Annotated in this window: 11 protein-coding genes; 9 read left to right on the forward strand and 2 right to left on the reverse strand. The window is 74.1% G+C overall.

The window, feature by feature from the left end; translation table 11 throughout:
* Positions 1–431, forward strand: a 431-nt coding sequence (locus tag ACO1BR_RS31945; RefSeq protein WP_426798584.1) for a TetR-like C-terminal domain-containing protein, incomplete at its 5' end; no start/stop codon positions are given.
* 50 nt (positions 432–481) lie between these two features.
* The gene (locus tag ACO1BR_RS31950) at positions 482–1828 is read left to right on the forward strand and encodes an MFS transporter (protein ID WP_426798594.1); all 1347 of its coding nucleotides are present in this window, start codon (positions 482–484) and stop codon (positions 1826–1828) included.
* Between the two features lie 78 nt (positions 1829–1906).
* On the opposite strand, the gene ACO1BR_RS31955 is transcribed toward ACO1BR_RS31950, so the two are convergent.
* A complete protein-coding gene (locus tag ACO1BR_RS31955; protein WP_426798585.1) occupies positions 1907–3304 on the reverse strand; it encodes a tetratricopeptide repeat protein in 1398 nt (465 codons plus the stop codon).
* 158 nt (positions 3305–3462) lie between these two features.
* Between ACO1BR_RS31955 and ACO1BR_RS31960 the strand changes: the two genes are divergently transcribed.
* The 5 genes from ACO1BR_RS31960 (at position 3463) to ACO1BR_RS31980 (ending at position 9295) form a co-directional block, all read left to right on the forward strand.
* Positions 3463–4626, forward strand: coding sequence for a CaiB/BaiF CoA transferase family protein (locus ACO1BR_RS31960; protein ID WP_426798586.1), 1164 nt, complete (start codon positions 3463–3465; stop codon positions 4624–4626).
* A 185-nt stretch (positions 4627–4811) separates the two neighbouring features.
* Complete coding sequence (locus tag ACO1BR_RS31965; RefSeq protein WP_426798587.1) at positions 4812–5771, forward strand: trypsin-like serine peptidase; 960 nt, start codon at positions 4812–4814, stop codon at positions 5769–5771.
* Positions 5772–6051: 280 nt separating this feature from the next.
* Entirely contained in the window at positions 6052–6945 is an 894-nt protein-coding gene (locus ACO1BR_RS31970) for an alkaline phosphatase family protein (RefSeq protein WP_426798588.1), read from the forward strand.
* 5 nt (positions 6946–6950) lie between these two features.
* Entirely contained in the window at positions 6951–8270 is a 1320-nt protein-coding gene (locus tag ACO1BR_RS31975) for an MFS transporter (RefSeq protein WP_426798589.1), read from the forward strand.
* A gap of 2 nt (positions 8271–8272) precedes the next feature.
* Positions 8273–9295, forward strand: coding sequence for a TolB family protein (locus tag ACO1BR_RS31980; RefSeq protein ID WP_426798590.1), 1023 nt, complete (start codon positions 8273–8275; stop codon positions 9293–9295).
* Between the two features lie 33 nt (positions 9296–9328).
* On the opposite strand, the gene ACO1BR_RS31985 is transcribed toward ACO1BR_RS31980, so the two are convergent.
* A complete protein-coding gene (locus tag ACO1BR_RS31985; RefSeq protein ID WP_426798591.1) occupies positions 9329–10228 on the reverse strand; it encodes a DMT family transporter in 900 nt (299 codons plus the stop codon).
* A 149-nt stretch (positions 10229–10377) separates the two neighbouring features.
* Between ACO1BR_RS31985 and ACO1BR_RS31990 the strand changes: the two genes are divergently transcribed.
* Entirely contained in the window at positions 10378–10590 is a 213-nt protein-coding gene (locus ACO1BR_RS31990; RefSeq protein ID WP_426798592.1) for a hypothetical protein, read from the forward strand.
* Positions 10591–10624: 34 nt separating this feature from the next.
* On the forward strand, positions 10625–11089 hold the full coding sequence (locus ACO1BR_RS31995; protein WP_426798593.1) for a cupin domain-containing protein: 465 nt from the start codon (positions 10625–10627) through the stop codon (positions 11087–11089).
* Positions 11090–11273 lie beyond the last annotated feature (184 nt).

The following is an 11273-nucleotide window of genomic DNA, read 5'->3' on the forward strand; positions in this document are numbered from 1 at the left end:
TCGGGGAGCGGATCGCGGACGGGGCTCGTGTGGCGGGTCCGCCGCGCGAGCAGCTGGCGGTGCTGGCGCGGGCGTATGTCGGGTTCGCACTGGAGCGGCGCGGCATGTTCGAGCTGATGTTCCGGCACGACCTGCTCAACAGCGAGGGCCAGGAAGAGGCGGCGGACGGGCCGCGGCTGCGGGAGTCGACGGTGCCGCTGTTCGGGATGCTGGTGGAACGCGTGGCCCGGTGCGGCGGGTCCACGGCGCCGGGGGTGACGGCCGCCGCGCTGTGGGCGAACCTGCACGGGATCGCGCAGCTGTGGCGGTGGGGCAGTCTCCAGCTGGCGATGGGCGCCCCGCCGGCGGGCGGCGGGGCGCCGGACGCGGAGCTGCTGGACCGGCTGGTGGCCGCGGCGCTGGACGCCCATCTGGGGCCGGTGGCGCGGTGAGCGCGGGCATACGGGAGCGGCTGGCGCTGGTGGTCAGCGTGGCCGGGGCGATGCTGGTGGCGCTGGACGGCACGGTGCTGATGGTGGCGCAGCCGGGACTGCGGCGCGATCTCGGCGCGAGCGTGGCGCAGGTGCAGTGGACCAGTACGGGGTATCTGGTCGCGGTGGCAGCGCTGCTGGTGATCGCCGGTCGGCTGGGTGACCGGTACGGCCACCGGCGGCTGCTGCTCGCCGGCGTCGCCGGCTTCGGTCTGGCCTCGGGCGGGATCGCGCTGGCCCCCGGGATCGGCTGGGTGGTCGGACTGCGGGTGGCACAGGGGGTGTTCGGGGCGCTGCTGCAACCGGCGACGCTCGCGCTGCTGCGGCTGGCGTACCCGGCGGACCGGCTCGGTACGGCGGTCGCGGTGCGGACCGCTGCGATCGGGGTGGCCGCGGCGGCCGGGCCGGTACTGGGCGGGGTGCTGGTCGCGCAGTGGGGGTGGCGGGCGGTGTTCTGGGTGAACGTGCCCGTCGCGCTGCTGCTCGCGCTGCTGGTCCTCGCGGTGCGGGTGCCGGCCGTGGCACCCGCGGGGGACGGGCGGCTCGATCTGGTGGGGGCGGGTCTGCTGGCGCTGGCACTGGGGGTGTGCGTCGGGACGCTGAGCGGGGTGCCGGAACGCGGCTGGGCCTCCGGGCCGACGGTGTGCGGGCTGGCCGCGGCGGCGGGCCTCGCGGGGGCGCTCGTCGTGCAGGAACGCCGTAGCGCGCAGCCGATCGTGCCGTCCGTGGTGGCCGGGTCCCGGTCGGTCACGGCGTCGATGGCGATGCTGCTGCTCGTCAGCGGCGGGATGTTCGGCGCGCTGTTCGCGGCCACCTTCCTCCTCCAGGACGTGGCCGGGCTGGGGCCGTTCGCCAGTGCCGTCCGGGTGCTGCCGCTGACCGCGCTGATGGTGCTCGGCGCGCCGGTCGCCGGTACCGCGCTGCGGCGGTACGGCCCGCGCCGGGTCGCGCTGCCCGGTGTCGCCCTCGTCGTGCTCGGGCTGGTGGGGTTGTCGGGACTCGGCACGCACTGTGCGTGGGCGGTGACCGGGGCCGCGTTCGCCGTGCTGGGCGCCGGGTTCGCCACGGTGATGGTGACCGCCACCGGGACCGTCGTGGGCGACGCGCCGGCCGGGTACGCCGGGGTCGTCGGCGGGCTCAAGCAGACCGCGGTGAACGTGGGGCCGGCCTTCGGGATCGCCGTCGCGGCGAGCATGATGTTCCTCAAGTCGCCGGCGGGCGGCCCCGGTTCGACGTCGGGCGGGTCCGCGGCGGCGACCGGTGGCACGCTGCTGGTCCTGGCCGCTGTCGCGGCGCTCGCACTGCTGCCGGCGGGGCTGCTGCCGGGGCGGCCGGCTCCCGCCACCGCCGGCGGGTGACCTCGCCGTGCCGGCCGGGCCGCGGCCGGCACGGCGCGCCGCCCCGTACCGCGCACACCGGACCGGACAGATGCCGCCTCAGGCGGTCGCCGCCTGGGCGGCGGCCCGCTTCCGGGCGGCTTCCGCCCGGTCCGGAGCACCGAGCCGGTCCTCCAGGCGGGCCTTGGCCGACCAGTTGTACGGGCAGATCGGGCGGAGCTGGATGCGTTCGCTCAGCAGGGTGCGGGCGAGTCCGGGCCGGTCGGCGCGGAGCGCGGCCTCGACCAGGGTGCGCTGCACGGCGTCGCGTTGGGCGTGGCTGCCGCCGAACTCGTGGACCCGGTGCCGGATGGGCAGCAGCAGGTCGGCGGCGGCGGCGTAGTCCCGGCGGCCGTAGGCGATCAGGGCGCGGCAGACGGGCAGGCCGATCTCGGCGGTCATGGCGCGGTTGGCGCCGGCGGGTTCCGCCGCCAGCCAGCTCTCGCGGTCCCGGACGAGGCACCGGGCCCGGTCGATGCGGCCTGCGCCGACGTACGCCATCACCGCGTGGGCGTCGTTGAAGGCGTAGTGGGGACCGTCCGCACGACGCTCCCAGGCGTCGGCGAGGGCGGTCCAGCGGGTGCTCTGGTCGTCCTCGGCCAGGTAGAGCCGCCAGAGGAGGGCGGCGGCGTCCAGGAGTTCCATGGCCACGCCCGCCGAGCCGTCGTGGTGCAGGGCGGAGTCGTAGATGTCCAGGACGCGGGCGGTGTCGCCGGACTCCAGGGTGTAGAGGGCGTAGTGCCACCAGTTGTGGACGGTCAGCAGGGTGCCGCTCGACCAGTGGGGGGTACGGGCGTCGAGGAAGCGGATGCCGTCGGCGAACCGGCCGCGCATCTCGTAGGTGTGCACGACGCCGTGGATGGCCCACACGTCGTGCGGATGGCGGTCCAGGGCGGCCCGGCCGACCTGCTCGGCGTGCTCGTAGTGCCCGGTCTCCTCCAGGCCGAAGGCGTACATGCCCAGCAGCGGGGCGCGGTGCGGATCGTCCTCGTCCCAGGCGTCCAGCGCACCGCCGACCCGGTCGCGCAGGCGCTGGGCGTCGCCGGTGAGGAAGTCGTGGTGGTGCCCGGCGAACAGGGCCAGCAGGTCGCGGGGGTGGGCGACGCTGATCTCGCCGAGGACGCGGCCCGCGGTGCGGTAGTCGCCGTCGAGCCAGGCGGTCGCGGCGGCGAGGTGCATGCGTTCGCGCGGGGTGAGGCGGTCGGCGTCCAGGCCCGCGTGAAAGCGGCTGAACCGCAAGTGGGCCTCGGCCGCGCCCTTCTCCTCGGTGCCCAGGACGCCGAGGTAGGCGGCGAGGGCCTGGCCCATGGGCGCGCGGGGCGCGGCGGCCAGCAGCGCCAGTGTGGTGTCGGTGATCGAGGGGCGGAAGAACAGCAGGTCGTCCAGGGCCTGTTCGTAGTGGCGCAGGGCCTCGGCGCCGGTATCGGTCATGGCGTGTCCGTGCCGGTCCACGGTCATGGTGACTCCTGCGGGGTGCGGGGGGTGCGGACGAGCGGACCTCGCGATCCCGCCTGGTGGACGAGTGGGGTTCGATGGGGCGGCAGGTGCGGATCCATAGAGGCATGGGTACCCCGCTCCTCGCGTCCACGCCCCGGTTCTCTCGGAAAGGTCCTCATATGCTCCCGCTGGACGGCATCACCGTGGTCTCCGTCGAGCAGGCGGTGGCGGCACCGTTCGCCACCCGCCAGCTCGCCGACCTCGGCGCCCGGGTCATCAAGGTGGAACGCCCCGGTGCGGGCGACTTCGCCCGCTCCTACGACGAGACGGTGCGCGGGATGTCCAGTCACTTCGTCTGGCTGAACCGCAACAAGGAGTCGATCGCGCTCGACATGAAGGACGCCGCGGACGCCGAGGTGCTGCGGCAGCTCGTCGCGCGCGCCGACGTCTTCGTGCAGAACCTCGCGCCGGGGGCGGCGGAGCGGCTGGGGCTGGACGCCGCCACGCTGTGCCAGGGCGATCCGCGGCTGGTGGTGTGCGGCATCTCCGGTTACGGGTCCGGCGGGCCGTACGAGCACAAGAAGGCGTACGACCTGCTGGTGCAGTGCGAGGCCGGGGTGATGTCGCTGACCGGTACGGAGGAGGCCCCGGCCAAGATCGGGATCGCGGTGGCCGACATCGCCGCCGGGATGTACGCCTACAGCGGGATTCTCACGGCCCTCTACGAGCGCGAGCGCACCGGGCGGGGCGGCTCCTTCGAGGTGTCGATGCTGGAGGCGCTGGGCGAATGGATGGGGTACCCGCACTACTTCACCCGTTACGGCGGCAGCCAGCCACCGCGGTCGGGCGCCGAGCACGCCGCCATCGCCCCGTACGGGCCCTACCGGGCGGCGGCCGGGGCGCAGGTCTTCCTGAGCATCCAGAACGAGCGGGAGTGGGCGGAGTTCTGCACCCGGGTGCTGGAACTGCCGGAGCTGGCGGCCGATCCGCGGTTCGCCCGCAACTCCGTACGGGTGGCAAACCGGGAGGTCCTGCGGGAGCGGATCGAGGAGCGGTTCGGCACGATGACGGCGGAGGAGGTCGAGCAGCGGCTGGAAGCGGCGCGGATCGCGCACGGCCGGCTGCGGGACGTCGCCGGGTTCGCGGCGCATCCGCAGCTCGCCGCGCGGGACCGCTGGCGGACCGTGGACTCCCCCGTGGGCCCGCTGGACGCGCTGCTGCCGCCGGTCACCGTCGCCGGACGGGAGCCCCGGATGGACAGGGTGCCGGCGCTCGACGAGGACCGTGCGCGCATTCTGGCGGAACTCCACGGCACGGCACGGGAAACGGGAGGGGAACGATGACGCCCCTCTGGTCAGCCGCCGTTCGCCGTACGACCATGTCGGCTGACCACCCTGCCAGTTGACCCCCGGGTCGACTGACCACGTGTCGGCCCGCCATGGCTCCTCGCACCTCGCCCCGTCTCGCGCAGCCTCTCGTTCGTTCCTCGCCGTACGCCGTATGACGTGACCTCGAAAGGAACACGACCATGGGCAGACCCCTTCCCGCACCCGGCCGCCTCGCGCGGCTGCTGCTCGCCGCGCTGCTGCTCGTCCTGCCGCTGACCGCCCTGCCGGCACCGCTCGCGCACGCCGCGGGCGATCCCGGCTCCCCCGCGTCGACGGACGACCGCTACTGGACCGCGCACCGCATGGAGGCCGCCGAACCCGTTGCGACGAAGGGGAGTTCCCCCACCCCGAAGGCCGCCGGCACGCCGGTGCCGCCCAGCCATCCCTTCGACGGGCTCCCGCAGGTGGGCACGTTCTTCTGGACGGACGGCCACAACATCGGCCGCTTCTGCGGCGGTACGGTCGTCCGCAGCCCGCACCGCAACCTCGTCGTCACCGCCGGGCACTGCCTGCTCTCCCCCGACCCGAAGAAGTACCTGTCGTTCGTGCCGCAGTACCACGACGGACTCAAGCCGCACGGCATCTACCCCGTCGAGCGGATCTATCTCGACCAGCACCTCTACGACCTGGGGACCGACGGGGGCGCCCGCTGGGACTACGCCGTCGTCCAGGTCGGCTCGCGTGAGGACGGCGCCGAGGTCCAGGAGGTGACCGGCGGCTTCGACCTGGTGCCCTACCCCGGCTACGTCCACCACGACGTACGGCTCATCGGCTACCCGGGCAGCAGCGACGCCACCTACCCCAAGCCGCTGGACTGCTCCTCCGCCACCCACCGCTACACCAGCACCGACCCGGCCGCCCCGGGCGACTTCCTGGAGATCCCCTGCGCCGGCTACATCGGCGGCACCTCCGGCGGGCCCTTCCTCGTACCGGACTTCCGCGGCTACGCCCTGATCGGTGTCATCGGCGGCTACCACACCGGCGGCGACACGCCGGACATCTCCTACAGCGCGTACTTCACCTTCGACACGGCGCTGCTGTACCTGCACGCCGTGCGGGGCGACACGCCGGCCGCACCGCGCCCCAAGCCCACGGCCTGACGCACCGGACCGCCCGGCCCCGGAAGCCCCGGAGCCGGGCGGTCGGCGTGCCCTCGGCAGGGGTGCCCCCGTCGAGTCCCGGCTGGGGGCGCCACGCCGGGGGGTGACCGAAATTACCGCGGGGTGGCCTGAATTCCCCTGTGCGGGCGGCCAGTTGGGCGGGAGCATCGTTCATCTGTTCGCCTGTTCTTCACCCGGCAGACGCGGCCGAATCCATACGTCGGCTTCTAGGGTTACCGCGCTCCCTCCCCCACTCGTCACTCCTGTCCGGAGGACAGTCATGACCGCAGCCAAGGCGCGCAAGCGCAACCGGCGCACCCTCACCGCGCTGGCCGGTACAGCGGCCCTCACCGCCACGTCGGCGGCGCTGTGGGCCACCACCGGCTCCACCGCGTCCGCGGAGGCCGCCGGGCTCCCGTCGCCCGACCACGTGGTCGTGGTGGTGATGGAGAACCACGCCTACGACCAGGTGATCGGCAGCTCCGACGCGCCGTACATGAACAGCCTCAAGGCCGGCGGCGCCGACCTCACCCAGTCGTACGCGCTCACCCACCCCAGCGAGCCGAACTACTACATGCTGTTCTCCGGCGACAACCAGGGCCGCACGGACGACAGTTGCGTCGACGTCGGGTCGATGTCCGCGCCCAACCTCGCCTCCGAGCTGATAGCCGCCGGCAAGAGCTGGGCCAGCTACAACGAGTCGCTGCCGAGCCAGGGTTCGACGACCTGCAGCAGCGGCGACTACGCGCAGAAGCACAACCCGTGGTTCGGCTTCTCGAACGTGCCGACCGACACGGCCATGACGATGGATCAGTTCCCCAGCGACTACAGCACGCTGCCGAAGGTCTCCTTCGTCATCCCGAACCTCTGCAACGACATGCACGACTGCTCGGTGTCCACCGGCGACAGCTGGCTCAAGGACAACCTGAGCGCCTACGCCGACTGGGCCAAGAGCCACAACAGCATCCTCGCGATCACCTACGACGAGGACAACCGGCTGGCCGGCAACCGCATTCCGACTCTCCTCTACGGCGAGCACGTGGCACCCGGCAGCACCAGCGGCGCCCAGTACAACCACTACAACGTGCTCCGTACGCTGGAGGACCTGGCCGGTCTGACCACGCACGCGGGCAACGCCGCCTCGGCATCCGACATCAGCGACATCTGGAACTGAGGCCCGTGTATCTCGCGGACTCCCGCAACGGCACCACGCGCGAGCCCTCCAGCACCGCAGCCGCCGCCCCGGGCAGCATCCGTCCGGGGCGGCGGGCTGCGGTGCCCGGGACGGTCCTGGCACTCGGCGCGGTCAGCCTGATCACCGATGTCTCGGCGGAGATGATCACCGCGGTGCTGCCGCTGTACGTCGTCACCGCACTCGGGCTGTCCCCGCTCGGCTTCGGGCTGCTGGACGGCATCAACAACGGTGTGGGCGCACTGGTCCGACTGGCCGGCGGCCACCTCGCGGACGGCGGCGGCCGGCGGCACAAGGTGGTGGCGGGGCTCGGCTACGGCCTGTCGGCGGTGTGCAAGCCGCTGCTGCTGGTCGCCCACGGACTGCCCGTCATCAGCGCCGTCCTGGCCGCCGACCGCACCGGCAAGGGGCTGCGGACCGCGCCCCGGGACGCGATGATCTCGCTGGCCACCCGGCCCGAGCACCGGGGCCGGGCCTTCGGCGTGCACCGCGCCATGGACACCACCGGGGCGCTGCTCGGGCCGCTGGCCGCGTTCGCCGTACTGCGGGCCACCGTCGACGGCTACGACGCGGTGTTCACGGTCAGCGGCTGCGTCGCGGTGCTCGGCGTGCTGGTGCTGGTGCTGTTCGTGCCCGGCCGGGCCGGGGGGCCGGACGCCGAGCCCGCCGCCGCGCGTCCCGCGCTGCGCGACTCGCTGGCCCTGCTGCACCGTCCCACGCTGCGCCGGCTCACGCTGTGCGCCGCGCTGCTCGGGCTCACCACCGTCAGCGACTCCTTCCTCTACCTCCTCCTCCAGCGCGAACTGGGCGTGCCCGCCCACCTGTTCCCGCTGCTGCCGCTCGGCACCGCGGCGGTGTTCCTGCTGCTCGCCGTCCCGCTGGGCGCACTCGCGGACCGGATCGGCCGCCGCCGGCTGTTCCTGGCCGGGCACGGCGCGCTGCTACTCGCCTACGGGCTGGTGCTCTCCCCGCTGGACGGCGCCCCGGCCGTGGTCGCAGTGCTGGTGCTGCACGGCGCCTTCTACGCGGCCACCGACGGGGTGCTGGCCGCCGCCACCGCGGGGGCCGTCCCGGCCGCGCACCAGGGCGCCGGGCAGGCGCTGGTGGGCACCGGCCAGGCACTCGCCCGGTTCGTCTGCTCACTGGCGTTCGGCGCGGCGTGGAGCCTGTGGGACGGGCGGGCCGCGCTCGCGGTGACCGCGGCGGGACTGGCCGTCGGCACCGTCGTCGCGGCCCGGGTGCTGCGGACCGTCGAGGGCACGCCGGAGGAGAACGACGACGACCGACGCATCAGCGACGAGGTGTGAGGATGACCCAAAACTCCCGTCTGGCAGTCCTGTTGGCCGCCGTGCTGCTGCTCGGGGCGGTCGGCGCCGTGGCGGTGCTGCGGGCCGCCGACCGCTCCGGCAGCCGCGACCGGCAGCAGGCCGGCGGCCCGGCCGTACACGCCGGCAGCGTCTCGCTCCGGCCGGGCATGGGCCGCCGGCTGTTGGTCCGCAACCTGGCGTGGGGGCCGCACCGCGACGAGATCGCGAGCGTGCCCGCCGGCCGTCCGCAGGGCCCGCGCACCGCCTCCGGCGTCAAGTGCCTGCGCTTCCACGCCGCCGCCGGGACCGCCGTCTGCCTCCAGGCCGAGCACGGCGCCCTGGAGGACACCTACCGCGCGGTGGTGCTCGACGCGCAGCTGCACGAGCTGCACCGCTTCCCGGCGGCCGGGATACCCACCCGGGCCCGGGTCTCGCCCTCCGGGCACCGGGTCGCCTGGACGGTCTTCGTCAGCGGCGACTCGTACGCGGGCACCAATTTCTCCACGCGGACCGCCATCGTCGACACCCGCACCTGGGCGATCGACGACAACCTGGAGCGCTACGCCGTCGTCAAGGACGGCCGGCCGTACCACGCCTCGGACATCAACGTCTGGGGCGTCACCTTCGCCGACGACACCCGCTTCTACGCCACTCTGGCCACCGGCGGCCAGACCTATCTCGTACGGGGCGATGCCGCTGCCCGGACGCTGACCACCCTGCACCGCAACGTGGAATGCCCCTCCCTCTCCCCCGACGGCACCCGTATCGCCTACAAGAAGCGCGCCCCCGGCGCCTCCCCGGACGCCCCGTGGCGGCTGTACGTCCTCGACCTGCGCACCATGGCGGAGACCGCCACCGCCGAGCACCGCAACATCGACGACCAGGCACTGTGGGCCGACGGCGCGACCCTGGTCTATGCGCTGCCTGGGGACTACGGCTCGGATCTGTGGACGGTCCTGGCGAACGGGACAGGGGCGGCCCGCCGGCTGATGACGTCGGCGGTGGCACCAGCGTACGTACGCTGACGGGCGGCAGGTACGTGGTGCCGACGGGGCGGCTCAGTCGGGCGGGCCGGGCGGCGGCCCTGCGGCCTGACCGGCCGCCAGGTCCCGGGCCAGCGCGACCCGGGAGAGCAGCACCGCGCCCCACAGGACCAGTCCGACGCCCAGGCCCTCCAGCAGCAGCCACCACCCCACCCGCACCTGCTCGTCGAAGAGCGTCACCCCCAGCGACAGGCTGACCAGCGCATCGCCGAGGGTGAGGACCGGCTGGGAGGCGGTCAGCGGTCCCGACTGCATGGCGTTCTCCATGAGGAACAGCGCCAGTGCGCCGGCCAGCGCGAAGCCGTAGGTCTGCCAGGACAGGAAGAACGCGGCGGGGCCGGCGGCCTGCCAGACATGGGTGGCGTCCTTCAGCAGGGCGGCGGTCAGTGCGTACGCCACGGCCGTGGCGGCCCCGAAGCCGGCGGCGCGTACGCTGCCGGCGCCGCGGCGCAACCCGGCACCGACGGTGGCCGCGATCACCGCGGCGCAGACGACCAGGGCGGGCACCCAGCGGCTGAGCGGCGCGTGGTCGCGGCCGACACTGGGCGCGGCGGCGGCCAGGGCCGTCCCCAGCCCGACGACGAGCAGCCCGACACCGGCCCAGCCGGGCCGGGAGATCCGCCCGCCGAGCAGCAGCCGCCCGATCAGCAGCGCCAGCGGCAGCTCCAGCACGAAGATCGGCTGCACCACCGACAGCGCGCCCAGCGACAGCGCCAGCGCCTGGAAGCAGGCCGCCGGCAGCACCATCGCCATCCCGGCGAGCCACACCGCGCGGTGCAGCAGATCGGCGATCAGGCCCAGCCGCAGCCGTCCGGAGACCGGCACGGTGCGAGCCGCGCGCCGCTGGAGCACCGTGGAGAGCGCGTTGCAGGCCGCGGCCAGCAACGCGAACAACACTGGCGGCCATCTGGCCACGCACCCACCTCCTCGTCCCCGCCGACGCTAACCACGGCCCGGCCGGGCCGCCCGGCTCCGTCGTGCAAGGGGACGGTCGCTGTCGTTCGTCCGCGTGACCTCCCGGCGCGTCGCTTGGACCGCGGCCGGGCCTCCCCCACCGTGACACCGTGAGCCGCTCTCTTGTCCTCGCCCTCGTGTCCGGTCTGCTGCTCGCCGCGACCGGCTGTGTCGCGCTCGCCCGGCCGCCGGGTCAGGGCGCCGGTTCGCGGCACCGCACGGTGGCGCCGGCGCAGCTCTCCCGAACCCTGCTGACCCGGCTGGAACGGCCGGGTGCCGGTACCGCGCCGAAGCGCCGGTGGGAGCATGCGATGGACGGGTGAGGGCACTTGGGCCCGCACCGCGGAGAGGAGCGGCATGGGGTACGACGCGTTTCATCCCGACCTCGACGGCAGCGGGGCGGACGGCCCGGCCCCGCTGCGGGCCCGGCTGCACCACATCCGGGCCGACGCGCTGGACGGCGACACCGCGCAGACGGACGGGATGCGGCGGTTCGCCGCGATCAGCGGGGGCGCTGTCGGATCGGAGCGGATCTGGATGGGGCAGACGCATGTCGCCCCGGGTACCGCCTCCTCGAACCATCACCACGGGGCCTCGGAGACGGCGATCTACGTCGTCACGGGGCATCCGGAGTTCGTGTTCGCCGAGGACACCGGCGAGGCCCGGGAGGAGGTCCGGCTGCGGACCGCTCCCGGGGACTATGTCTTCGTGCCGCCGTACGTGCCGCACCAGGAGGAGAACCCGAGTCCGGACGAGGAGGCGGTGGTGGTGATCGCCCGGAGCACCCAGGAGGCGATCGTGGTCAACCTGCCGGGGCTGTAGCCGGTCCGCTGCGCTTGGCTTGCTTCCCACGTTGTCGGCTTTCCCGCCGTGCGCCTGCGGCGGGGCGGCTTCCCACGTTGCCGACTGTCCCGCCGTGGGAGTTGTTCGCCGTTGCGCCTGCGGCGGGCGGGGCCGCTGCGCGGGGCTGTCGGGTGCGGTGACGGTCCTCCGGGGCAGGGTGTCC

Origin of the sequence: Streptomyces sp. YGL11-2 (assembly GCF_050054615.1) — a bacterium.
Taxonomy (GTDB): domain Bacteria; phylum Actinomycetota; class Actinomycetes; order Streptomycetales; family Streptomycetaceae; genus Streptomyces.

Bases quoted from the DNA above. Each gene is read 5' to 3' on its own strand.
- ACO1BR_RS31950 (WP_426798594.1), top strand. From the start codon at position 482: ATGCTGGTGGCGCTGGACGGCACGGTGCTGATGGTGGCGCAGCCGGGA.
- ACO1BR_RS31955 (WP_426798585.1), bottom strand. From the start codon at position 3,304: ATGACCGTGGACCGGCACGGACACGCCATGACCGATACCGGCGCCGAG.
- ACO1BR_RS31960 (WP_426798586.1), top strand. From the start codon at position 3,463: ATGCTCCCGCTGGACGGCATCACCGTGGTCTCCGTCGAGCAGGCGGTG.
- ACO1BR_RS31965 (WP_426798587.1), top strand. From the start codon at position 4,812: ATGGGCAGACCCCTTCCCGCACCCGGCCGCCTCGCGCGGCTGCTGCTC.
- ACO1BR_RS31970 (WP_426798588.1), top strand. From the start codon at position 6,052: ATGACCGCAGCCAAGGCGCGCAAGCGCAACCGGCGCACCCTCACCGCG.
- ACO1BR_RS31980 (WP_426798590.1), top strand. From the start codon at position 8,273: ATGACCCAAAACTCCCGTCTGGCAGTCCTGTTGGCCGCCGTGCTGCTG.
- ACO1BR_RS31995 (WP_426798593.1), top strand. From the start codon at position 10,625: ATGGGGTACGACGCGTTTCATCCCGACCTCGACGGCAGCGGGGCGGAC.